At 55.1% G+C, this 21,935-nt stretch carries 23 protein-coding genes and 1 other RNA gene; 13 read left to right on the forward strand and 11 right to left on the reverse strand.

The window, feature by feature from the left end; genetic code table 11:
• Nucleotides 1-80: 80 nt before the first annotated feature.
• The 6 genes from RT120_RS19180 to RT120_RS19205 form a co-directional block, all read right to left on the reverse strand.
• Nucleotides 81-1,202, reverse strand: coding sequence for a cupin domain-containing protein (locus RT120_RS19180; protein ID WP_312985153.1), 1,122 nt, complete (start codon nt 1,200-1,202; stop codon nt 81-83).
• Between the two features lie 268 nt (nt 1,203-1,470).
• Nucleotides 1,471-1,849, reverse strand: an RNA gene (rnpB, locus tag RT120_RS19185) — RNase P RNA component class A.
• 39 nt (nt 1,850-1,888) lie between these two features.
• Nucleotides 1,889-3,034: a glycerate 2-kinase gene (gene garK, locus RT120_RS19190; protein WP_312985223.1), complete on the reverse strand. Its 1,146-nt coding sequence runs from the start codon at nt 3,032-3,034 to the stop codon at nt 1,889-1,891.
• A 65-nt stretch (nt 3,035-3,099) separates the two neighbouring features.
• Nucleotides 3,100-3,990, reverse strand: a complete 891-nt coding sequence (garR, locus tag RT120_RS19195) for a 2-hydroxy-3-oxopropionate reductase (RefSeq protein ID WP_312985155.1) — start codon at nt 3,988-3,990, stop codon at nt 3,100-3,102.
• Between the two features lie 33 nt (nt 3,991-4,023).
• Nucleotides 4,024-4,791 (reverse strand): 2-dehydro-3-deoxyglucarate aldolase, encoded by a 768-nt coding sequence (gene garL, locus RT120_RS19200; protein ID WP_312985157.1) that lies wholly within the window; start codon nt 4,789-4,791, stop codon nt 4,024-4,026.
• A gap of 26 nt (nt 4,792-4,817) precedes the next feature.
• Nucleotides 4,818-6,146 (reverse strand): MFS transporter, encoded by a 1,329-nt coding sequence (locus RT120_RS19205; protein WP_312985159.1) that lies wholly within the window; start codon nt 6,144-6,146, stop codon nt 4,818-4,820.
• Between the two features lie 397 nt (nt 6,147-6,543).
• Between RT120_RS19205 and garD the strand changes: the two genes are divergently transcribed.
• The 5 genes from garD to RT120_RS19230 all read left to right on the forward strand — a co-directional run bounded on the left by garD (nt 6,544) and on the right by RT120_RS19230 (nt 11,976).
• Complete coding sequence (gene garD, locus RT120_RS19210; RefSeq protein ID WP_312985161.1) at nt 6,544-8,115, forward strand: galactarate dehydratase; 1,572 nt, start codon at nt 6,544-6,546, stop codon at nt 8,113-8,115.
• Nucleotides 8,116-8,717: 602 nt separating this feature from the next.
• Nucleotides 8,718-9,188 (forward strand): PTS galactitol transporter subunit IIA, encoded by a 471-nt coding sequence (gene gatA / locus RT120_RS19215; RefSeq protein WP_312985163.1) that lies wholly within the window; start codon nt 8,718-8,720, stop codon nt 9,186-9,188.
• Between the two features lie 14 nt (nt 9,189-9,202).
• Nucleotides 9,203-9,487 carry a PTS galactitol transporter subunit IIB gene (gatB, locus tag RT120_RS19220; RefSeq protein WP_312985165.1) on the forward strand — a complete coding sequence of 95 codons (285 nt, stop codon included), beginning with the start codon at nt 9,203-9,205 and terminating at the stop codon, nt 9,485-9,487.
• Nucleotides 9,488-9,491: 4 nt separating this feature from the next.
• Entirely contained in the window at nt 9,492-10,865 is a 1,374-nt protein-coding gene (locus tag RT120_RS19225) for a PTS galactitol transporter subunit IIC (protein ID WP_312985167.1), read from the forward strand.
• 337 nt (nt 10,866-11,202) lie between these two features.
• Nucleotides 11,203-11,976 carry a DeoR/GlpR family DNA-binding transcription regulator gene (locus tag RT120_RS19230; RefSeq protein WP_312985169.1) on the forward strand — a complete coding sequence of 258 codons (774 nt, stop codon included), beginning with the start codon at nt 11,203-11,205 and terminating at the stop codon, nt 11,974-11,976.
• A gap of 45 nt (nt 11,977-12,021) precedes the next feature.
• Here RT120_RS19230 and rsmI read toward each other — a convergent pair whose 3' ends face one another.
• A complete protein-coding gene (gene rsmI / locus RT120_RS19235; RefSeq protein ID WP_312985171.1) occupies nt 12,022-12,888 on the reverse strand; it encodes a 16S rRNA (cytidine(1402)-2'-O)-methyltransferase in 867 nt (288 codons plus the stop codon).
• A 64-nt stretch (nt 12,889-12,952) separates the two neighbouring features.
• Here rsmI and RT120_RS19240 point away from each other — a divergent pair, with 64 nt between their 5' ends.
• From RT120_RS19240 to dolP, 4 genes are read left to right on the forward strand one after another with little or no spacing between them, the layout of a single operon-like run.
• Entirely contained in the window at nt 12,953-15,025 is a 2,073-nt protein-coding gene (locus RT120_RS19240; RefSeq protein ID WP_312985173.1) for a penicillin-binding protein activator, read from the forward strand.
• The gene (locus RT120_RS19245; RefSeq protein WP_312985175.1) at nt 14,983-15,369 is read left to right on the forward strand and encodes a YraN family protein; all 387 of its coding nucleotides are present in this window, start codon (nt 14,983-14,985) and stop codon (nt 15,367-15,369) included. The genes RT120_RS19240 and RT120_RS19245 overlap by 43 nt, the downstream gene beginning before the upstream one ends.
• Before the next feature lie 32 nt (nt 15,370-15,401).
• Nucleotides 15,402-15,992, forward strand: coding sequence for a DnaA initiator-associating protein DiaA (diaA, locus tag RT120_RS19250; protein ID WP_125294272.1), 591 nt, complete (start codon nt 15,402-15,404; stop codon nt 15,990-15,992).
• 9 nt (nt 15,993-16,001) lie between these two features.
• Complete coding sequence (gene dolP, locus RT120_RS19255; RefSeq protein WP_125294271.1) at nt 16,002-16,577, forward strand: division/outer membrane stress-associated lipid-binding lipoprotein; 576 nt, start codon at nt 16,002-16,004, stop codon at nt 16,575-16,577.
• A 36-nt stretch (nt 16,578-16,613) separates the two neighbouring features.
• On the opposite strand, the gene RT120_RS19260 is transcribed toward dolP, so the two are convergent.
• Nucleotides 16,614-17,261, reverse strand: coding sequence for an NAD(P)H-binding protein (locus RT120_RS19260; RefSeq protein ID WP_312985177.1), 648 nt, complete (start codon nt 17,259-17,261; stop codon nt 16,614-16,616).
• A 117-nt stretch (nt 17,262-17,378) separates the two neighbouring features.
• On the opposite strand from RT120_RS19260, the gene RT120_RS19265 reads away from it, so the two are divergent.
• Nucleotides 17,379-17,897 carry a type 1 glutamine amidotransferase domain-containing protein gene (locus RT120_RS19265; protein WP_125294269.1) on the forward strand — a complete coding sequence of 173 codons (519 nt, stop codon included), beginning with the start codon at nt 17,379-17,381 and terminating at the stop codon, nt 17,895-17,897.
• Between the two features lie 3 nt (nt 17,898-17,900).
• Here RT120_RS19265 and RT120_RS19270 read toward each other — a convergent pair whose 3' ends face one another.
• Complete coding sequence (locus RT120_RS19270; protein WP_312985179.1) at nt 17,901-18,323, reverse strand: YhbP family protein; 423 nt, start codon at nt 18,321-18,323, stop codon at nt 17,901-17,903.
• Between the two features lie 95 nt (nt 18,324-18,418).
• On the opposite strand from RT120_RS19270, the gene RT120_RS19275 reads away from it, so the two are divergent.
• Entirely contained in the window at nt 18,419-18,721 is a 303-nt protein-coding gene (locus RT120_RS19275; protein WP_312985181.1) for a GIY-YIG nuclease family protein, read from the forward strand.
• Here the strand turns inward: RT120_RS19275 and RT120_RS19280 are convergent.
• On the reverse strand, nt 18,708-19,211 hold the full coding sequence (locus tag RT120_RS19280) for an N-acetyltransferase (RefSeq protein ID WP_312985183.1): 504 nt from the start codon (nt 19,209-19,211) through the stop codon (nt 18,708-18,710). The genes RT120_RS19275 and RT120_RS19280 overlap by 14 nt on opposite strands.
• Nucleotides 19,205-19,729: an SCP2 domain-containing protein gene (locus RT120_RS19285; RefSeq protein ID WP_312985185.1), complete on the reverse strand. Its 525-nt coding sequence runs from the start codon at nt 19,727-19,729 to the stop codon at nt 19,205-19,207. Before RT120_RS19285 ends, RT120_RS19280 begins: the two co-directional genes overlap by 7 nt.
• A 227-nt stretch (nt 19,730-19,956) precedes the next feature.
• Between RT120_RS19285 and RT120_RS19290 the strand changes: the two genes are divergently transcribed.
• Both RT120_RS19290 and RT120_RS19295 read left to right on the forward strand, forming a co-directional pair.
• Nucleotides 19,957-20,952 carry a peptidase U32 family protein gene (locus RT120_RS19290; RefSeq protein WP_312985187.1) on the forward strand — a complete coding sequence of 332 codons (996 nt, stop codon included), beginning with the start codon at nt 19,957-19,959 and terminating at the stop codon, nt 20,950-20,952.
• 10 nt (nt 20,953-20,962) lie between these two features.
• A complete protein-coding gene (locus RT120_RS19295) occupies nt 20,963-21,841 on the forward strand; it encodes a U32 family peptidase (protein ID WP_312985189.1) in 879 nt (292 codons plus the stop codon).
• Nucleotides 21,842-21,935: the final 94 nt, after the last annotated feature.

A 21,935-nucleotide genomic window follows, 5' to 3' on the forward strand; every position in this document is an offset into this window, starting at 1 on the left:
TATCAGAATATGGTGCTGGTTTATTAGCGCTGAGTTTGTGGGGATCCCTCAGCGCCAAGGCGGGGTTTTTTATCTCTGCCTTACTCGTCGAAATACCAGTAACCCTGGTTAATCAGCGCGGTTAACTCATCCACGAACGCCGGGTTATCCAGCGCCGCGCCGAGTTGTTGTTTACCGAGGGTGGTATAGCGACACAGCGCATCGGCTGCCTGCGGCTCGACCGTCTCCAGCTTTTCGCTGTTGATAAAGAAGCTGTCGCCAATATGCAGCACCCGCAGCCCGCTGAGGCGTGTCAGCATTTCACCATCCATTAACGCGCCAAGCACTTCCTCTGCCTCGTACGGCGGCTCTGCCGGGGCGATATCCAGCTCGTGGCGCGGCGTGGTGGCGAAGCGGCCAAACCACTGTTTGAAATCTTCCGGCTGGTTGATCATGGCGATCATCATCTCGCGCAGACGATCCAGCTCGTATTCTTCAACGCGGCCCGGATGTTCCCGGCAGGTTAAATCTGGATCGCTATAATGCTCACCGCCCAGATCGTTTTCCAGCGCATAATCGGCAAAGCTGCTGATCAAGTCGCGGCCATTCGGCCCACGGAAGCCGACGGAGTAGTTGAGCGCAGTTTGATGCGTGAAACCGTCGTGCGGAAATCCCGGCGGGATGTAGAGAATATCGCCCGGTTCAAGATCTTCATCGATGATCGGTGGGAAAGGATCGACGTGCAGCAGCGCCGGGTGTGGGCAGAACTGGCGCATTGGCAGTTTATCGCCCACGCGCCAGCGGCGGCTGCCCATGCCCTGAATGATAAACACATCATACTGATCGATATGCGGGCCCACACCGCCGCCCGGCACGGAAAACGAGATCATCAGATCGTCCAGACGCCAGTCGGGCAGTACGCGGAACGGCTTAACCAGTTCTGCGGACGGCATATGCCAGTGGTTTACGGCCTGGGCCAGTAGCGACCAGCCGGTCTCACCTAAGTTATCGAAATCCTCGAAAGGCCCATTAGCGGCCTGCCATTGACCATTTTTATGGCTGACCAGGCGGCTATCCACTTCGGGTTCCATCGCCAGCCCTGCCAGTTCGTCCGGAGTAATCGGATCGACAAAATTGGGAAAGGCATTTTTCAACACAACAGGTTGTTTCTGCCAATATTTCTCTAAAAACTCGGGCCAGTTAAGATTCAGTTGATAAGCCATGATGGTGACCATTGTGAAGACAAACGGGCCTGATTATAAAGAGGCGAAGATTGGAACCGCTTTGTCATTGGTCAAGGTCGGATGCGCCGTCCTGTAAAAATGGACAGTGTAGTGGGATGCTTATAAAGCAAAACCCCGCCGAAGCGGGGTTTCTAATGTGTGAAGCTGACCGATAAGCCGCGTTCTTTTCATAGAGAGTGTCGTGGACAGTCATTCATCTTTCCATGCTTTAGAAAAAGCAAAACCCCGCCGAAGCGGGGTTTCTAATGTGTGAAGCTGACCGATAAGCCGGGTTCTGTCGTGGACAGTCATTCATCTAGGCCAGCAATCGCTCACTGGCTCAAGCAGCCTACCCGGGTTCAGTACGGGCCGTACCTTGTGAACCCCTATTTGGCCTTGCTCCGGGTGGAGTTTACCGTGCCGCGAACTGTTACCAGTCGCGCGGTGCGCTCTTACCGCACCCTTTCACCCTTACCTGATCCCGCTTGCGCGGGCCATCGGCGGTTTGCTCTCTGTTGCACTGGTCGTGGGTTTCCCCCCCAGGCGTTACCTGGCACCCTGCCCTATGGAGCCCGGACTTTCCTCCCCTCCGCCCGTCTCCCCCCGAAAGAGGACGACGACGAAGCGGCGACTGTCTGGTCAGCTTCGGCGCGGAGTATAGAGGGTTTGCGCCTGCCTGTCACGCCTTAAGGCGCGGTATGCATCCCGACATTCAGCGTCGCCGCGATGTTGCGCGATGCACGATAGATGTTTTCAAACGCATTCTTTAACGCCTCTTCCAGCGAACCAATGCTGGTTAGCACGCTGAATACCGCGTCGATGCCGTACTGATGTACCACGCCGACGTCCGGCGTCAGGCTACCTGCAATACCGATAACGGGCTTGTGGTACTTCATCGCCACATTCGCCACGCCTACCGGCACTTTGCCGTGAATACTTTGGCTGTCGATGCGCCCTTCGCCCGTCACTACCAATGTACAGTCGTGAATATGTTCTTCGAGGTTGAGCGCTTCGGTGACAATCTCAATCCCGCTACGCAACTCCGCGTTCAGGAACGCCATCAGCGCCGCACCCATCCCGCCTGCCGCGCCCGCACCCGGCACAGCTTTAACGTCTACACGCAGCGATTTTTTGATCACATCGGCAAAATGGCCGAGATTGCGATCGAGCTCGACGATCATCGCTTCCGTCGCGCCCTTCTGCGGGCCAAAAATCCGCGATGCGCCCGTCTCGCCTACCAGCGGATTGGTCACGTCGCAGGCAACGCGAATCGAGCATTCGGCAAGACGCGGATCGAGCCCGGAAATATCAATACTGTTTAGCGCCATCAAACTGCCGCCACCGTGGCCGATCTCTTTACCGGTCGCATCCGTCAGCTTTGCGCCCAGCGCCTGCACCATGCCTGCGCCGCCATCATTGGTGGCACTGCCGCCAATGCCGATAATAATATTGCGCGCCCCGTTATCCAGCGCGTGCAGAATCAACTCGCCAGTTCCACGCGAAGTGGTAATCAGCGGGTTGCGTAAGTTCAGTGGCACCAGCGAAAGCCCGCTGGCTTCCGCCATTTCAATAAAAGCGGTCGTTTTATCGCCCGAAATACCCCAACTGGCATTCACGCGCTCACCCATGGGACCGGTCACCTGAGTGGTAATTTTGCTGCCGTCAGTCGCCGAAATCATGGCATCCACGGTCCCTTCGCCGCCATCGGCAACCGGTACGCGAACATACTGAGCGTCAGGGAAAATTTCCCGAAATCCTTTTTCGATGGCCTGGGCTACCTCAGCAGCAGGAAGGCTTTCTTTATAAGAGTCTGGTGCTATTACAATTTTCATCATTATTAAGCCCTTCTTGCCGTGCGGGGCGTGAAACCAAGGGCGCGTCCCCGCGCCCTGTTTTATTACCGGGTGACTTCGATCTTCGCCAGTTTTTCGTAGTAGCACGCCAGCGCGCTATGGTCGTCGTTGCCATGACCATCGGCACGCAGCGCCTGCATCATTTCCATAACCGCAGCGGTCAGCGGCAACTGCGCGCCCACGCCGTGAGAGGTGTCCAGCGCGTTAGCCAGATCTTTAATATGCAGATCGATACGGAAACCCGGTTTGAAATTGCGATCCATCACCATCGGCGCTTTCGCGTCCAGTACGGTACTGCCTGCCAGGCCGCCACGGATAGCCTGGTAAACCAGATCCGGATTAACACCCGCTTTGGTTGCCAGGGTCAGCGCTTCGGACATCGCCGCGATGTTCAGCGCCACAATCACCTGGTTTGCCAGCTTGGTCACGTTACCCGCGCCGATTTCACCGGTATGCACCACAGAGCCCGCCATCGCTTTCAGCAGATCGTAGTACTTGTCGAAAATCGCTTTATCGCCGCCAACCATCACCGACAGGGTGCCGTCGATAGCTTTCGGTTCGCCGCCGCTCACCGGTGCGTCCAGCATGTCGATGCCTTTGGCTTTCAGCGCGTCGCTGATTTCACGGCTTGCCAGTGGGGCGATGGAGCTCATATCAATCACTACGGTGCCCGGCTTCGCGCCTTCGATAATGCCGTTTTCACCCAACGCGACGTCTTTGACGTGCGGAGAGTTCGGTAGCATGGTGATGATGACGTCACATTGCTGAGCGATCTCTTTCGGGTTGGCGGCGGTACTGGCGCCAGCCTCAACAACTTCAGCAATCACCTCAGCATTGCGGTCGGCAACCACCAGGGAATAACCGGCTTTAATGAGGTTTTTACTCATTGGTTTACCCATGATGCCCAGGCCAATAAAACCAACTTTCAGTGTCATAGCGTTAATCTCTCTCGTTAATTACGGGGGTGGTTATTTTTTAAAAGCGTCACACAGTTTCTGCGTGGCGGAGCGGAACACACCTAAATCGCTGCCGACGGCAACAAAGGTCGCGCCCCATTCCAGATAGCGACGAGCGTCGGCTTCAACCGGGGCCAGGATCCCTGCCGGTTTGCCGTGCGCTTTAGCGCGTTCGAAAATGTACTGAATGGCGCGCTGCACATCGGGGTGATTGGCGTTGCCCAGATGGCCCAGCGCTGCGGCCAAATCGCTTGGGCCGACAAAAATACCGTCTACGCCGTTGGTCGCGGCAATCGCGTCAACGTTATCCACGCCCTGCTGGCTTTCGATCTGCACCAGGATGGTGATGTTTTTGTTCGATTCGGTCAGGTAATCCGGCACGGTGCCAAACATATTGGCGCGATGAGAAACCGACACGCCGCGAATACCTTCCGGCGGATAGCGGGTAGACGCCACCGCCAGCGCCGCTTCTTCCGCCGTTTCCACGAACGGGATCAGGAAGTTGTAGAAACCGATATCCAACAGGCGCTTGATGATGATCGGCTCATTGGTTGGCGCGCGAACAACCGGCGCGCTGTGGCTGCCTTTTAACGCCATCAATTGCGGGATAAAGGTGGTGATATCGTTCGGTGCGTGTTCGCCGTCCAGCACGATCCAGTCAAAACCTGCCAGACCCAGCACCTCGGCGCTGATCGGATTTGCCAGTGCGGACCAGCAGCCGATTTGAGTCTGTTTGGCCGCCAGCGCGGCCTTAAATTTGTTAGGGAAAATAGCGCTCATTCTGTTTACCTTCATGTCATCGATGCTTATTTCTGCAGTTCCATACGCTTGATGTCGCCCACCACGAACAGGTAGCAAACCATCGCCATCAGGGCGGAACAGCCCACGAACAGCAGCGCAGCGTTAAAGGAGTGCAACTCACTCACCAGATAGCCAATCACCAGCGGGGTGACGATAGAGGCGACGTTACCAAACACATTGAATACCCCGCCGCACAGGCCGACAATTTCTTTCGGCGCGGTATCGGAGATAACCGGCCAGCCCAGTGCGCCAAAACCTTTACCGAAGAACGCCAGTGCCATCAGGGCAATGACCAGCACGGTATTATCGGTGTAGTTACAAAGAATAATGGTTGATGCCAGCAGCATGCCCAGCACAATCGGCAACTTTCGGGCCAGCGTCAGTGAATGGCCGCGTTTAATCAAGGAATCGGAGAACACACCGCCCAGTACGCCACCGGCGAACCCGCACAGCGCCGGGATAGACGCCACCATCCCCACTTTCAGAATCGACATGCCCTTTTCCTGCACCAGGTAAATCGGGAACCAGGTGAGGAAGAACCAGGTAATAGTGTTGATAAAATATTGGCCGAAGAACACGCCTAACATCATGCGGTTAGTCAGCATCTGCTTGATGTAATGCAGTTTCGGGCCGCTGTCAGTGGTGGTTTTTTTGTGGTCCATATCAACCACCGCGCCGCCCTTCTTGATGAACGCCAGTTCAGCCGCAGACATTTTCGGGTGGTCGGTTGGGTTATGGATAAATTTGACCCACATGATCGTCAGCACAAAACCCATCGCACCCATGACGGTAAAGACATGCTCCCAACCCCATGCGAAAGTCAGCCAGCCCAGCAGCGGCGAGAAGATCGCCAGGGAAAAATATTGCGCTGAGTTGAAGATAGCCGAGGCGGTGCCGCGCTCTTTGGTAGGGAACCAGGCCGCCACGATACGGGCGTTGGCCGGGAATGACGGCGCTTCGGAGAAGCCGAGCATAAAGCGCATCAGGAACATCGACACGCCCGCCCAGGCCAGCGGCACCATATCCACAAAACCTTGCAGGAAGGTAAACAGTGACCAGAAGAACAAGCTGTAGGTGTAAACTTTCTTCGAACCGTAGCGGTCAAGCAGCCAGCCGCCCGGAATTTGCATCAACAAGTAGGCCCACCCGAAAGCGGAGAAGATGTAACCCATGGAAATCGCGCTGAGCTGGAGCTCCTTCGCCACTTCGGTCCCGGCGATCGACAACGTTGCGCGGTCGGCGTAGTTAATCGCGGTAACAATAAAAATAATCAGCAATATATAATATCGGGTATGCATACCCTTTTTTGTTTCACTGGCGGCGTCAAGCATCATATTATTTACCTCTGGCTCAGGCACTCTATTCGGAATTAAATTGAACCGGCGTGGGCGTAGTATTTATATTTGTTTTGTTATTCAGGGATATTACTTTCACACCATTAGGTTATGAATCAGTATAAACAGCACCCTTCACCCCCGCATCATGCATTTGCACAACAAAATAAAGTTAAACAGGATTTTTGTTTTGCCAAAGCCCAACTTCATGGGCGCTAATCCACAGAATTAATCATTGCCGCCCTTGCCAGCACTGGCTTCACGGCGTCTGGTGATCTGCGTCACATTTTTATTTTTGAACACCTGACATTCTTACTGTCATTACTGCTTGATACCGATAAAAATAATATTCCTTAATTTATTAACCATGCCTTGAGCACGCGGAGAATACTGGACAATGGCTAATATAGAAATTAAACAACAACCGCCCGGCGCTTTTTATATTAAAGTGCACGACACTGATAACGTTGCCATCATTGTTAATGATTACGGCTTAAAAGCGGGCACCCGTTTCGCGGATGGTCTTGAGTTGATTGAACATATTCCTCAGGGCCATAAAGTCGCGCTGAGCGATATTCCCGCGCATGGCGAAATTGTCCGTTACGGTGAGGTCATCGGTTATGCGGTAAAAGATATCCCGCGCGGCAGCTGGATTGAAGAGTCCCTGGTAGAGCTACCGAAAGCGCCGCCGCTGAATACTCTGCCGCTGGCGACCAAAGTGCCAGAGCCGTTACCGGCGCTGGAAGGCTATACCTTCGAAGGCTATCGCAACGCGGACGGTAGCGTCGGCACCAAAAACCTGCTTGGCATCACCACCAGCGTACATTGCGTGGCGGGCGTCGTTGATTACGTGATTAAAATTATCGAGCGCGATCTGCTGCCGCGCTACCCGAACGTGGACGGCGTAGTCGGCCTGAACCACCTGTACGGCTGCGGCGTGGCGATTAACGCCCCGGCGGCGGTGATCCCGATTCGCACTATCCACAACATCGCCCTGAACCCTAACTTTGGCGGCGAAGTCATGGTGATCGGCCTGGGCTGCGAAAAACTTCAGCCGGAGCGCCTGCTTCAGGGCACCGAAGACGTACAGCCCATCGCGGTCGACGATGCCAGCATTGTACGCCTGCAGGACGAACAGCACGTAGGCTTCCGCTCGATGGTGGACGATATTCTGCGCGTCGCCGAGCGCCATCTGGAAAAACTCAACCAGCGTAAGCGCGAAACCTGCCCGGCCTCTGAACTGGTGGTCGGTATGCAGTGCGGCGGCAGCGATGCATTTTCCGGCGTAACGGCTAACCCGGCGGTGGGCTATGCCTCCGATCTGCTGGTGCGCTGCGGCGGCACGGTGATGTTCTCGGAAGTGACTGAAGTCCGTGATGCTATCCATCTGCTGACGCCGCGTACCGTCGACGAACAAGTCGGTAAACGCCTGCTGGAAGAGATGGCCTGGTACGATGATTATCTCGATATGGGCAAAACCGACCGCAGCGCCAACCCGTCTCCGGGCAACAAGAAAGGCGGCCTGGCCAACGTGGTGGAAAAAGCGCTGGGTTCTATCGCGAAATCTGGTCAGAGCGCCATTGTGGAAGTGCTGTCGCCGGGCCAGCGCCCGACCAAACGCGGTTTAATCTACGCGGCGACCCCAGCCAGCGACTTTGTGTGCGGCACCCAGCAGGTGGCCTCCGGGATCACCGTGCAGGTGTTCACCACGGGTCGCGGTACGCCGTACGGCCTGATGGCGGTGCCGGTGATTAAAATGGCGACCCGTACCGAACTGGCGAACCGCTGGTATGACTTAATGGACATCAACGCAGGCACTATCGCTACCGGGGAAGAGACCATTGAGCAGGTGGGCTGGAAGCTGTTCCACTTCATCCTTGATGTGGCGAGTGGTCGCAAGAAAACCTTCTCCGATCAGTGGGGCTTGCATAACCAGTTGGCGGTGTTCAACCCGGCCCCCGTGACCTGATATCGCCTTTCAGTTTCCTTGCCATTATGCCAGCCGCCGTGCTGGCATTTTTTTATTACTGCCTTGCCTCCCCACCGAGTTTCTCAGCATTTTCCTGCACATTCCTGGTACATATTCCGAATGTATCCGATAACTTTCTTTTGTGAATGCAGATCACAATCATCAAAAACGAAAACGATTAAATTCCTTTCAAAAGAAATAAAACGAAAGATTAAGGAAAGGATATGGCAATCACTTCACATCAACCGAAGCTCTTATATGATGCCGCTGGCGTTGCCTGGCACCCCAGCGCTAAAACGCGCGCTTGCTTCCGAATTGAAAAATCACTTTGCGGCGTGCCCCGAAGAAAACGCTGCACGTCATTCCAGACAGCCGGCCAAAACGGTTATGAAACCAGTCGTACACAAGTAATTGAGACTTGCCGTTGTAAGGGAGAGATATCGGGCACGGTTTAAGTCTGGCCAGAAGAAACCCAAACTCACGATGCAGAAATAAATTTAACTGACTGAATAACAGCAATTTTATACAGATTGCTGATGGGCTTTCTTTGCCCTGAATAAATCAAATACACCAACGAATTCGTACTGCCAGAGGAGAAAGTCATGACCCAACTGTTCGTTCGCACCGGTATCCACTTCGCCAACAGCGATGAGGCGCTTGAGCATATCGGCGCGGAAATGCTGGCAAAAGGCGTCGTGAAAGCGAGCTATCCGCAGGCCCTGAAACAGCGCGAAGCGGTGTTTCCGACAGGTATCGCCCTGGAGCAACACGCGGTTGCTATCCCGCACTGCGAAGCCCTGCACGCCATTTCGCCCGCTATCTATCTTATCCGCCCGGATAACCCTGTCTGTTTTCAACGCGCGGATGATGACGGTGAAATTGCCGTCCCGCTGATTATCGCGCTGATCGTTGAAAACCCAGACGCTCAACTCAGACTGCTGCGCCAGCTATTCAACGGGTTGCAAAACCCGCAGCGAATAGCGGCGCTACTGAATACCCCGCAGGCAGAACTGGGCAAAGCATTTTGGGAAACCCTGATTGAACCGCAGCCCGACGCGGCTTCGTCATTATAAAAAAGGAAAATGTTATGAAACGAAAAGTGATCGTCGCCTGCGGCGGCGCTGTGGCGACATCTACCCTGGCTGCCGAGGAAATCAAAGAGCTGTGTGCGGCGCAGGGCATCGAACTCGATCTGGTGCAGTGTCGCGTGACGGAAATCGAGACCTATATGGAAGGCGCTGACCTTATTTGCACCACCGCGCGGGTCGATCGGACCTTTGGCGATATCCCCGTGGTGCATGGCATGCCGTTCGTCTCCGGCGTGGGTATTGAAGCCTTGCAGCAAAAAATCCTGGCTATCCTGACGGAGTAAAATCATGTTTAACGACATCATGCGTTATATCCTCGATCTTGGCCCCACCGTGATGCTGCCGGTGGTCATCATTATTTTTTCCCTGTTGCTGGGGATGAAACTGGGCGACAGTTTTAAATCCGGTCTGCATATCGGCATCGGTTTTGTCGGCATCGGACTGGTGATTGGCTTAATGCTCGACTCCATCGGCCCCGCGGCGAAAGCAATGGCGGAAAACTTCGACATTAACCTGAGTGTGGTGGATGTTGGCTGGCCCGGATCTTCACCGATGACCTGGGCCTCGCAAATTGCGTTGGTCGCGATTCCCATCGCCATTGCGGTCAATATTGTGATGCTGGTGACCCGGATGACCCGGGTGGTGAATGTCGATATTTGGAATATCTGGCACATGACCTTTACCGGCGCGCTGTTGCATCTGGCGACCGGCTCATACTGGATTGGCATTCTCGGCGTTGTGGTCCATGCCGCCTTTGTTTACAAGCTCGGTGACTGGTTTGCTAAAGACGTGCGCGACTACTTTGGACTAGAGGGCATGGCGATCCCCCACGGCACATCCGCCTATCTGGGGCCCATCGCCGTGCTGGTGGATACGCTGATTGAAAAAGTACCCGGCCTGAACCGAATCCACTTTAGCGCCGACGATGTCCAGAAGCGGTTTGGCCCTTTCGGCGAGCCGGTTACCGTGGGCTTTGTGATGGGGATTCTGATTGGTTTGTTGGCCGGATATGACGCCAAAGGCGTGCTGCAACTGGCGGTCAAAACCGCCGCCGTGATGCTGCTGATGCCGCGCGTGATTAAACCGATCATGGATGGCTTAACGCCCATCGCAAAGCATGCGCGTAAACGCCTGCAGGCTAAATTTGGCGGCCAGGAATTTTTAATTGGCCTCGACCCGGCATTGCTGCTCGGCCAGACCTCGGTGGTATCCGCCAGCCTGATCTTTATTCCGCTGACCATTTTGATTGCCATTGCGGTTCCCGGAAACCAGGTGTTGCCTTTTGGCGACCTCGCTACCATTGGCTTCTTTGTGGCGATGGCAGTGGCGGTGCACCAGGGAAACCTGTTCCGCACCCTGATTTCCGGCGTCATCATCATGAGCATCACACTCTGGATCGCCACGCAAACCATTGGGCTGCACACCCAACTCGCCGCTAATGCCGGCGCGCTTAAAGCAGGCGGTATGGTGGCGTCTATGGATCAGGGCGGTTCGCCGGTGACCTGGCTACTGATCCAACTCTTCACCTGGCAAAATGTCGTTGGGTTCTGTGTCATCGCCACGATTTATGCCACCGGCGTATTCCTGACCTGGCGCAGGGTCAGGGGCTTCATCGCCGCAGAAAAACAGGCTGCGTTGACATCCTCGCAGTCGCCTTCTTAATTCAACGGGGGGCGTTGCCCCCTTATTCTGCCGTTCTGGTGATCCATACTGACGTCGAGCCATGTATAACCAAAGCGATTAGCAAAATACCGACCCGCTGCGGGTGGAATAAAAAATAAGATTTTATCTACACATGGCACCAGGGACAGGCTGGCAGACTTCGTTCACGCCGTAATGGTGCTGATAAACCGCCCCCTACATGGCAAATGCCTGTCGCCGCAGAATTAACCCCCGGTCCTCATTTAACGCTGGCTATCATCGCCTTTCGAAAGGCAGCGCTAACCTTTCAAAACGCTTTCGATTACACTAAGGATAATTATTTTTAAGGATAGAAAAGATGAACTCCTTTGAACGACGCAACAAGATAGTCGAACTGGTGAATGCTCATGGCAGTGTACTGGTGCTCGACTTGTCGAACACCTTTGGTATCTCAGAAGTGACGATTCGCGCCGACCTGCGCCTGCTTGAGGAAAAGGGTCTGGTAACGCGTTTTCACGGCGGCGCGGCGAAACCAGGCAATAACACAGCAGAGAGCGATAATCATGAAGTGCTGCTCGAAGCACGCTATCAACTGGCTAAAGATCCTAAAAAACGTATCGCACAAACGGCAGCCGCGATGATCGAAGAAGGCATGACCGTGATCCTTGACAGTGGCAGTACCACACTGTTGATCGCGGAGGCGCTGGTTAAGCGCGCCAATATCACGGTGATCACCAATAACCTGCCCGCTGCGTATATTCTTTCTGATAATAAAGACATCACCCTGGTGGTGTGCGGCGGTACGGTACGCCATAAGACTCACTCAATGCACGGGACCATCGCCGAGCGCTCACTCCAGGGGATCAGCGCCGATGTAATGTTTGTTGGCGCTGATGGTTTTGATACCACCAACGGTATTACCACCTTTAACGAAGGCTATTCCATCAGTGCGGTAATGGCGGCGACGGCACATCGCGTGATTGCCGTTCTCGACGCATCGAAGTTCAATCGCCGTGGTTTTAACCAGGTCATTCCCATGGAAAAGATCGACGTCATCATAACGGATGACGGAATAAGCGAAGAGGATAAGCTTCTGCTGAATAACAGCGGCGCGAAATTGATGGTGGTGTGAGAAACCGGTACGGCAAATCCGGTTTCTCAGTGGCGCAGCGCAAGATCACTCTTGCGCTTGCTGTTCCAGCGCATATTTATACAGCGCGTTTTTCTTCACGCCGTGAATTTCCGCCGCCAGCGCCGCCGCTTTCTTTAACGGCAGTTCGGCTTGCAACAGCGCCAGAGTACGCAATGCATCAGCGGGCAACGCCTCTTCCTGCCTGTCGAAGCCTTCAACGATGAGTACCATTTCACCCTTGCGGCGATTTTCGTCTTCTTTAACCCACGCCAGCAGTTCGCCGATGGGCGCGCCGTGAATTGATTCCCAGGTTTTCGTGATCTCGCGGGCCAGCACGACATAACGCGACTCGCCCAGTACCGTACAAATATCTTCCAGGCTTTCCAGCAGGCGATGGGTGGATTCGTAAAAAATCAGAGTACGCGGCTCCTGCTCGATGGCTTTGAGCGCATCGCGGCGGGCTTTCGATTTGGCAGGCAAAAAGCCTTCGTAGCAAAAACGGTCGGACGGCAGCCCGGCAGCGCTTAACGCGGCAATGGCGGCGCACGGCCCCGGCAGCGGTACAACGCGAATACCCGCCTCACGACAGGTGCGAACCAGGTGATAGCCCGGATCGTTGATCAATGGCGTACCCGCATCGGACACCAGCGCGATATTTTGCCCTTCCCGCAGTTTCGCCAGCAGTGTTTGCGCTTTTTGTTGCTCATTATGATCGTGTAATGCGAACAACCGCGCGGAAATAGCAAAGTGTTGCAGCAATAAGCCGGTATGGCGCGTATCCTCGGCAGCAATCAGGTCAACCGACTGCAACACCGAGAGCGCCCGCTGGGTTATGTCCCCAAGATTGCCAATCGGCGTCGGGACAATATAAAGCTGGCCCTGAGAATTCTCGGTGGAATCGTGTTGTTTCATTGTTTAGTCCGTATTGCCGATTTAATATTGAATATTGATTAAAAAAAAACTCACTGGATACAGTATGGTACCGTCAACCTTAATACGTTCTAAAGCCGCGCGCTGCCTGCCTGTCGTGCTGGCCGCGCTGCTTTTCGCCGGCTGCGGCACCCAGGCGCCGGATCAAAGCGCCGCGCATATGCAGGGTGAAGCACAAGCGAATTCCGCTTACTACTTACAGCAAATGCAGCAAAGCTCGGATGATACCAAGACCAACTGGCAATTACTCGCGATACGTGCCCTGATTAAGGAAGGTAAACGCGAACAGGCGACCGAACTGTATCGACAATTACCCACCGATCTCACCGCTGAACAGCACCGCGAACAGCGTCTGCTGGACATCGAATTAATCCTGGCGAATAAAAACTATCAGGGTGCCGCTGCGGAACTGGCCTCGCTGGATATCTCTGATTTCAACGACGGCCAGAAAGCCCGGTACTATCAGGCACAGATTGACGCCAACCAGGGCCGCCCGTCGCTGGAGCTGCTGCGCGCATTGATTGCGCAGGAGCCGCTGCTGAAACCTGCCGATAAGCAAAAAAATATCGACGCCACCTGGCAAGCACTCTCATCCATGACGCCCGACCAGGCCAATGCGCTGGTGATTAGCGCTGATGAAAACGTGCTGCGCGGTTGGCTCGATTTACAGCGCATGTGGTTCGATAACCGCAGCGATCCCGCCATGCTGAAAGCGGGTATCCAGGACTGGCAAACCCGTTATCCCCAAAACCCAGGCGCGAAGCTACTCCCGACCCAACTGGTAAACGTGCAGAATTTCAAACCCGCCTCGGCGGACAAAATCGCCCTGTTGTTACCGCTTAATGGCCAGGCCGCGGTATTTGGGCGCGCGATCCAACAGGGTTTTGAAGCAGCGAAAAACAGCGGCGTCAGCCCGGTAAACACGCCGGCAAATGCGCCGCAAACCGAAACCGCCCAGCCCGCCGCTGAACAGCTTACCGCTGACCAGCCAGCCGCTGAACAACCTGCCGGAGCCGATGGCATCGTCAGCCCGTCGGCGGCAAACGTTAATGATCTGACCCGGGACGCCGCCGCGCCAGCCGCTGAACCCGCGACGCAGACACCGGTTGCGCAAGCCTCTGTAAGTGCGCCCGCCAATCCTGGCGCGGAAATTAAAATCTACGACACCAGCAGCCAGCCGCTCAATCAGGTTCTGAACCAGGTGCAGCAGGATGGTGCCAGTATTGTCGTCGGCCCGTTGCTGAAACCTAACGTTGAAGAGCTGGTACGCAGTAACACCCCCTTAAACGTATTGGCGATGAATGAACCTGAAAACGTGCAGAACCGCGCCAACGTTTGCTATTTCGCCCTCTCCCCCGAAGACGAAGCCCGTGACGCTGCGGAGCATATCTGGCAACAGGGGCAACGTAATCCGTTGGTTTTGGTACCGCGCAGCGCGCTGGGCGACCGCGTGACCCGCGCGTTTGCCGAACAATGGCAGCATCTGGGCGGCGGTACGGTGTTACAGCAAAAATTCGGCTCGGTATCGGAGTTGAAAATGGGCATCAACAGTGGCTCCGGGATTGCCTTAACCGGTTCGCCGGTGGCGTCCAGCCTGCCGTCCCAGCAAGCCACCACTATCGGCGGCCTGACTATTCCTGCTCCGCCGACCGATGCGCAAATCACCGCAGGCAGCAGCGGCAACGTCGATTCGGTTTACATTGTGGCTAGCCAGGATGAAATCGCATTAATCAAACCGATGATCGCCATGCGTACCGGCAGCCATAACGGCGCGACGCTGTATGCTTCGTCACGCAGTTCGCAGGGCAATACCGGGCCGGATTTCCGTCTGGAAATGGAGGGCCTGCAATTCAGCGAAATCCCAATGTTAGCTGGGGAAAACCCCGGTTTGCAGCAGCAGGCGCTGGCCGCAGTGAATAATGACTTTTCACTGGCGCGACTGTACGCCATGGGCGTTGATGCCTGGTCCCTGGCGAATCACTTCTCGCAGATGCGCCAGGTGCAGGGCTTCCAGCTCAACGGCAATACCGGCACGCTGACCGCCGATCAGGATTGTGTGATCAACAGGAAGTTAACATGGCTCAAATACCAGCAGGGACAGGTGGTGCGGGCAAATTAAGCTCACAGCAGGGCGCGGTCTGGGAACACCGGGCGCGCCTGTGGCTGGAAAGTCAGGGATTACAGTTTGTCGCGGCAAACGTGCGCGGACGCTGGGGTGAGATTGATTTGATCATGAAACACCGCCACGTCATCGTGTTTGTCGAAGTACGTTACCGCCGCTCCGCCTGTTTTGGCGGGGCCGCCGCCAGCGTGACGCAAGCCAAGCAACATAAATTATTACAAACCGCGCGCGGCTGGCTCGCCCGTCAGTCCCAGAGTTTTGATACTGTGGATTGCCGGTTCGATGTGTTAGCCTTCACCGGCGATGAAGTCGAGTGGATTGAGAACGCGTTTTCCGCCTAATAATCAATTGACGTATTTTTCAAAGGATCACTGTGTTAGAACGAATCAAAGTCTGCTTTACGGAAAGCATTCAAACTCAAATTGCTGCTGCCGAAGCTCTCCCGGATGCCATTTCTCGTGCGGCAATGACGCTGGTTCAGTCCTTACTCAATGGCAATAAGATCCTCTGCTGCGGCAATGGGACCTCCGCCGCTAACGCCCAGCACTTCGCCGCCAGCATGATCAACCGGTTTGAAACCGAACGCCCCAGTTTACCCGCCATTGCACTAAATACGGATAATGTGGTCTTAACAGCCATCGCTAACGACCGGTTGCATGAAGAGATTTATGCCAAACAGGTCCGCGCGTTAGGCCACGCGGGCGATGTATTACTGGCGATTTCCACTCGCGGCAACAGCCGGGATATCGTCAAAGCGGTAGAAGCCGCAGTCACCCGCGATATGACCATTGTCGCCCTCACCGGCTATGACGGCGGTGAGCTGGCGGGTTTGCTGGGTCCGCAGGATGTGGAGATTCGTATCCCTTCTCACCGCAGCGCGCGTATTCAGGAGATGCATATGCTGACGGTGAACTGTCTGTGCGATTTGATAGATAACACGCTTTTCCCTCACCAGGATGATTAAGGAGTACACATGAAGGCATTTTCGCCCCTCGCAGTCCTTATTGCCGCGTTGCTATTACAAGGTTGCGTTGCCGCAGCGGTTGTCGGAACTGCGGCGGTAGGCACTAAAGCCGCTACCGATCCGCGCTCGGTAGGGACGCAGGTTGACGACGGAACGCTGGAGCTACGGGTCAATAGCGCATTGTCTAAAGATGAGCAGATCAAGAAAGAGGCGCGCATCAATGTGACCGCGTATCAGGGCAAAGTCCTGTTAACCGGACAAGCACCGAATACCGAACTGGCCTCGCGCGCGAAGCAGATCGCTATGGGTGTAGAAGGCACTACCGAAGTGTATAACGAAGTGCGCCAGGGCCAGCCGATTGGCCTGGGAACTGCCTCTACCGATACCTGGATCACCACCAAAGTACGCTCCCAGCTATTGGCAAGCGATCTGGTGAAATCCTCCAACGTGAAAGTCACCACCGAGAACAGCGAAGTGTTCCTGCTGGGCCTGGTCACCGATCGCGAAGGGAAAGCGGCGGCAGATATCGCCAGCCATGTGAGCGGCGTGAAACACGTCACCACCGCGTTTACCTATATTAAATAACCGCTTGCGCCCGCTAATTTACGCGGGCGCTTTTTATTACCGCCCCGCCAGCTGTGCTTTTTCCCGCAGTTCAGCAGAGTCCAGAATCGTCACGCCAGGCTTTCCTCCCGTCATCGCATCCTGAAACATCGCCAGCGCCACGTCCCGCGCGTGAATCGATTTCCATTTCCCCGGCAGCAGGCCGAACAGCGGTGCGAACAGCGACTCGGCAACGCGTTTTTTATTTCGATGGCCAATCAGCATCGACGGACGGGCGATGGTTAATCGTGGCCAGCCCTGCGCACGTAGCGTCTCCTCCATCTCGCCTTTTACGCGATTATAAAAGAATGGCGAATGGGCATTCGCGCCCATCGCGCTGACCACCAGCATATGGGTCGCGCCAAGACGTAACCCCGCCAGGCCCGTATCCACCACCAGCGTAAAATCGGCATGGACAAACGCCTCTTTGCTGCCAGCCTCGTGCCGGGTAGTGCCGAGACAGCAGAACACAATATCCACCGGCTCGGTGGCCTGGGCTAACGCATCCGTAAGCTGCGGATCGTGGGGGTTAAACATCTTTTTCATGGGCGCAAGCGGCCTGCGGCTGGGCGCGACGATGTTTTCGATGCGCGGTTCGTCGTTCAGCAGTCTAAGTAAGTGCCCGCCAACTAAACCGCTGGCACCCGTGATCAATACCCGGCTCATTATTTCCCCCTTGCAGATTAATCCGTGTTGCAAAGCTATGCCCTTCAACCAGGCTTAATAGTCAGTATTCACTATTTTCAGTGATTAGGTGTGTCGAAAACGAACTGAGGAGTAAACATGAGCAAGAAGATTGCAGTCCTGATTACCGACGAGTTCGAAGATTCCGAGTTCACTTCCCCGGCGGAAGAATTTAAAAAAGCGGGCCACGAAGTGATCACCATTGAGAAGCAAGCCGGGAATACCGTAAAAGGCAAAAAAGGCGAAGCTCAGGTGACTATCGATAAAGGCATTGATGACGTTAAACCTGATGAGTTTGATGCCCTGTTGCTACCTGGCGGCCATTCGCCAGATCATCTGCGTGGCGACAGCCGCTTTGTCGATTTTACCCGTGAATTTGTCGAAAGCGGCAAACCGGTATTTGCGATATGCCACGGGCCGCAGTTGCTGATTAGCGCCGACGTGATCCGGGGACGCAAGCTGACGGCGGTGACGCCGATCGTGATTGACGTAAAAAACGCAGGCGCGGAGTTTTTCGACCAGGAAGTGGTTGTCGATAAAGACCAACTGGTTACCAGCCGCACGCCAGATGATTTACCGGCGTTTAACCGCGAGGCATTACGCCTGCTCGGCAGTTAACGGTTAACGTTGCCAGCAAAATTTTTTACCAAAACCCAGAGTGTTGTCAGTCAATTTGAGTTCATTCAGCCGGATTTGCCAGACCGGTGCTGACATCCCTCTGGCAATAGGGAAGCGTCGGTTATAGCCTTCACGAAGGCTCTCTGACGCTTCGCCCTCAAGCAACTGGATCTCGCCTTTAAACTGCACTCCGCGTATGAGCGCTACGTTTTTGGTTTGCCCGCTTACCGTACCCGCCACTCTCGCTCTTGCGCCGCTGATTTGCCCGTGCCGCGTCTGCGGGTCGCTCAACAGGTAGAATGCCACGTCTTGTGGGCAATACAGGTAAAACGCATTTGCGCACCATATATCCTGGTCGTTCGCCACGCAGTAGCTCACCACATGCTGTTTGCCGAGCCAGCGGCTGATGCTTTCCAGTGCTTCCATAACGCCTCCGAAAATGGTTTGCCGACACACTACCACAGTGTCGTCACAGAGAAAGCGTGATAAGGTGCGGCAAAATCTTCGTCCGAATACGCTTTATGAACTGCTGGTTTCTCTATTTAATTCGCACCGCCGATAACCGACTTTACACCGGCGTCACCACCGACACCGCGCGCCGTTTGCTACAGCATCAAACCGGTAAAGGCGCACGTTCGCTACGGGGAAAAGGCGAATTAACGATGGTTTTCGCCGAACAAGTTGGTGAGCGCTCACAAGCTTTACGCATTGAGTACCGTATAAAGCAATTGCCGAAGCGGGAAAAAGAACGGCTGGTGGCGGGAGAAATCGCGCTGGCGGATCTGTTCCCAGATTTACCAGCGCCTGCGATTAAAAGCGATTGAAGTGCTCGTGGTATTCCACCAGACCGCTTACGCCCTTAAGCGCATCGGGAGCCAGCGGATGGATCTGGAATGCGGCTTCGGTCCCCGGCCAGCGGCAGTGTAAATCGTAATGGGCGGCCAGTTCAAAACCGAAACGGCCATACAGCGCCGGATCGCCCAGCGTCACCACGGCAGCGTAGCCAAATTCATTCAGGGAATCGAGCCCTTCATACACCAGTTGACGCGCTAAACCTTGCCCGCGCAACGATTCGTCCACCGCCAGCGGCGCGAGGCCTACCCATTGTAGATCTTCACCCTGTACGCTCACCGGGCTGAACGCGACGTAACCGACCACTTGCCCTTCATCATCGGTAGCCACCAGGCCCAGCGTCAGCAAGCCGTCTTCACGCAGGTCATGGATCAAATCCGCCTCGCCGCCGTCTTTAAACGTGTGGCGCAGCAGCGCATCAATACCGGGTGCATCTATGGGAATTTCTACACGAATTAGCATGGTTCACCTACTGAGGTTGCTTTTGTCGACGGCGCGTCTTTCAGACCCGCTTCGACGAAGTCAGCCAGTTGCAGAAGCATGATGCGCAGGGGTTTTGGCATCGACTCCAGCTCAATGGCGTCCATCAGGTTTTTGACGTACAAACCGAGTTCGGTATCGCCTTCAATGATTAATCGGCGCTGGAAGAATAGCGTATCCGGGTCCTGTTTGCGTGCGGCAATCATTAAAAGATCGCTGGCATCGGCGCTGAAGCTGACGTCCGCTGGCGCATCTTCTTTTACCACCAACCGGTCATTTTCCACTGAAGTAAACCATCTCAAACCGATATCGCGCACTTCAATGCATAACCAGCGCCCATCAAGGAACGCCAGCTCTCCCTCTTCAAGCGCCTGACGGAACTGCCAGGCCAGTACCTGCTCCAGTACTTGTCGCTTCAGAGCAAAGGGCGCCAGCTTAACGGGCGTCCTCATTAGTGAGGGGCCAAGACGAACCAGGCGCGAACGCAGTTGATCTAACACGAGCTCTACTCCTTGATAACTATCGACCCATCATTGTGCCATATCGTTCCTGCGACATAGCGGCGTAAATCAAGATTTTAAACGTTTTGATTACCCCTTTATTGATTTCATCAATACGCGTTTAACTGCCTCAAATCAAATATTGTCGCCGCCAGGTTAACTAAAATCGCCGTTCATTAACAATATGGCGACTTTTTTTGTCCGCCCCCTCACCTTCAGGAAATTCTATGGAGTTGCTGTGTCCTGCCGGAAACTTGCCGGCACTGAAAGCGGCTATCGAAAACGGGGCTGATGCGGTTTATATCGGCCTGAAAGACGATACCAACGCCCGCCATTTTGCAGGCCTCAACTTTACTGAGAAGAAACTTCAGGAAGCGGTGAATGTGGTTCATCAACATCGCCGTAAGCTGCATATTGCGATTAATACTTTTGCGCATCCCGATGGCTACCCGCGCTGGGAGCGTGCGGTGGATATGGCGGCGCAATCCGGGGCCGATGCCCTGATTCTTGCGGATATCGCCATGCTGGAATACGCCGCCGAGCGCTATCCGCACGTCGAACGCCACGTCTCGGTGCAGGCGTCCGCGACCAACGAAGAGGCAATCCGCTTTTACCAGCGCAACTTTGATGTGGCGCGGGTAGTGCTGCCGCGCGTGTTGTCTATTCACCAGGTTAAGCAACTGGCGCGCGTGACGCCGGTGCCGCTGGAAGTGTTCGCCTTCGGCAGCCTGTGCATTATGGCGGAAGGCCGCTGCTATCTCTCTTCTTATCTGACCGGCGAATCGCCCAACACCGTCGGGGCGTGTTCACCGGCGCGTTTTGTGCGCTGGCAGCAGACGCCCCAGGGGCTGGAATCTCGCCTGAACGATGTGCTGATCGATCGCTATCAGGACGGGGAGAACGCAGGCTATCCAACGCTGTGTAAAGGGCGCTATCTGGTTGACGACCAGCGCTACCACGCCCTTGAAGAACCCACCAGTCTCAACACCCTGGAACTGCTGCCGGAACTGCTGGCGGCTAATATCGCTTCGGTGAAAATCGAAGGCCGCCAGCGTAGCCCGGCGTACGTTAGCCAGGTGGCGAAAGTGTGGCGTCAGGCCATCGACCGCTGCATGGCGAATCCGCAACAGTTCCAGCCGCAGCAGGCCTGGATGGATACCCTCGGAGCGATGTCAGAAGGCACACAAACCACGCTCGGCGCGTATCACCGCAAATGGCAGTAAAGGAACCTCCATGAAATACTCATTAGGACCCGTACTGTATTACTGGCCGAAAGCGACGCTGGAACAGTTCTATCAGGCGGCAGCAAACAGCAGCGCCGATATTGTCTATCTCGGCGAATCGGTATGCAGCAAACGCCGCGACACCAAAGTCGGCGACTGGCTGGAGATGGCGAAAATTGTTGCGGCCAGCGGTAAGCAGGTGGTGATCTCCACGTTAGCGCTGGTGCAGGCACCCTCTGAGCTGAATGAACTGAAACGCTATGTGGAAAACGGCGAGTTTCTGATTGAAGCCAGCGATTTCGGTACCGTGAATATGGCCTGGGAACGCAGGTTGCCGTTTGTCGCCAGCCATGCGCTCAACTGCTACAACGCCGTCACGCTGCGCCGCCTGGCGAAACAGGGGATGATGCGCTGGTGCATGCCCGTGGAGCTTTCCCGCGACTGGCTGGTGAATTTGCTGACGCAGTGCGATGAGCTGGGTATTCGCCAGCAGTTTGAGGTGGAAGTGTTGAGCTACGGTCATCTGCCGCTGGCTTATTCCGCCCGCTGCTTTACCGCGCGCTCAGAAGACCGGCCTAAAGATGAATGCGAAACCTGCTGCATTAAGTATCCCCACGGGCGGGTTATCCATTCGCAGGAGGGCCAGCAGGTGTTTGTGCTGAACGGCATCCAGACCATGAGCGGCTACGTCTACAATCTCGGCAATGAGTTAGCCTCTATGCAGGATTTAGTGGATGTGGTGCGACTCTCCCCTATGGGCACGGAGACCATCGAGATGCTAAACGCCTTCCGTGCCAATGAAACCGGCGCGGCGCCATTGGCGTTGGAAGCCAACAGCGACTGCAACGGATACTGGCTGCGCCTGGCCGGACTTGAGCTACAGGCCTAAAAAAAGCTCACTTTGTTAACAGCAATCAGCGAATTTTAATGCAGTATTAAAAGGTACAGCTTTCTGGCGCGTACGCGCCAGAGGCAGACCTTTA

The organism is Atlantibacter sp., from assembly GCF_032062175.1.
In the GTDB taxonomy this organism is placed as follows: domain Bacteria; phylum Pseudomonadota; class Gammaproteobacteria; order Enterobacterales; family Enterobacteriaceae; genus Atlantibacter.

What these genes read in the sequence shown, in the direction of transcription:
- RT120_RS19180 (WP_312985153.1), bottom strand. Translation starts at nt 1,202, where the DNA reads ATGGCTTATCAACTGAATCTTAACTGGCCCGAGTTTTTAGAGAAATAT.
- garK (WP_312985223.1), bottom strand. Translation starts at nt 3,034, where the DNA reads ATGAAAATTGTAATAGCACCAGACTCTTATAAAGAAAGCCTTCCTGCT.
- garR (WP_312985155.1), bottom strand. Translation starts at nt 3,990, where the DNA reads ATGACACTGAAAGTTGGTTTTATTGGCCTGGGCATCATGGGTAAACCA.
- garL (WP_312985157.1), bottom strand. Translation starts at nt 4,791, where the DNA reads ATGAGCGCTATTTTCCCTAACAAATTTAAGGCCGCGCTGGCGGCCAAA.
- RT120_RS19205 (WP_312985159.1), bottom strand. Translation starts at nt 6,146, where the DNA reads ATGATGCTTGACGCCGCCAGTGAAACAAAAAAGGGTATGCATACCCGA.
- garD (WP_312985161.1), top strand. Translation starts at nt 6,544, where the DNA reads ATGGCTAATATAGAAATTAAACAACAACCGCCCGGCGCTTTTTATATT.
- gatA (WP_312985163.1), top strand. Translation starts at nt 8,718, where the DNA reads ATGACCCAACTGTTCGTTCGCACCGGTATCCACTTCGCCAACAGCGAT.
- gatB (WP_312985165.1), top strand. Translation starts at nt 9,203, where the DNA reads ATGAAACGAAAAGTGATCGTCGCCTGCGGCGGCGCTGTGGCGACATCT.
- RT120_RS19225 (WP_312985167.1), top strand. Translation starts at nt 9,492, where the DNA reads ATGTTTAACGACATCATGCGTTATATCCTCGATCTTGGCCCCACCGTG.
- RT120_RS19230 (WP_312985169.1), top strand. Translation starts at nt 11,203, where the DNA reads ATGAACTCCTTTGAACGACGCAACAAGATAGTCGAACTGGTGAATGCT.
- rsmI (WP_312985171.1), bottom strand. Translation starts at nt 12,888, where the DNA reads ATGAAACAACACGATTCCACCGAGAATTCTCAGGGCCAGCTTTATATT.
- RT120_RS19240 (WP_312985173.1), top strand. Translation starts at nt 12,953, where the DNA reads ATGGTACCGTCAACCTTAATACGTTCTAAAGCCGCGCGCTGCCTGCCT.
- RT120_RS19245 (WP_312985175.1), top strand. Translation starts at nt 14,983, where the DNA reads ATGGCTCAAATACCAGCAGGGACAGGTGGTGCGGGCAAATTAAGCTCA.
- dolP (WP_125294271.1), top strand. Translation starts at nt 16,002, where the DNA reads ATGAAGGCATTTTCGCCCCTCGCAGTCCTTATTGCCGCGTTGCTATTA.
- RT120_RS19260 (WP_312985177.1), bottom strand. Translation starts at nt 17,261, where the DNA reads ATGAGCCGGGTATTGATCACGGGTGCCAGCGGTTTAGTTGGCGGGCAC.
- RT120_RS19265 (WP_125294269.1), top strand. Translation starts at nt 17,379, where the DNA reads ATGAGCAAGAAGATTGCAGTCCTGATTACCGACGAGTTCGAAGATTCC.
- RT120_RS19270 (WP_312985179.1), bottom strand. Translation starts at nt 18,323, where the DNA reads ATGGAAGCACTGGAAAGCATCAGCCGCTGGCTCGGCAAACAGCATGTG.
- RT120_RS19275 (WP_312985181.1), top strand. Translation starts at nt 18,419, where the DNA reads ATGAACTGCTGGTTTCTCTATTTAATTCGCACCGCCGATAACCGACTT.
- RT120_RS19280 (WP_312985183.1), bottom strand. Translation starts at nt 19,211, where the DNA reads ATGCTAATTCGTGTAGAAATTCCCATAGATGCACCCGGTATTGATGCG.
- RT120_RS19290 (WP_312985187.1), top strand. Translation starts at nt 19,957, where the DNA reads ATGGAGTTGCTGTGTCCTGCCGGAAACTTGCCGGCACTGAAAGCGGCT.
- RT120_RS19295 (WP_312985189.1), top strand. Translation starts at nt 20,963, where the DNA reads ATGAAATACTCATTAGGACCCGTACTGTATTACTGGCCGAAAGCGACG.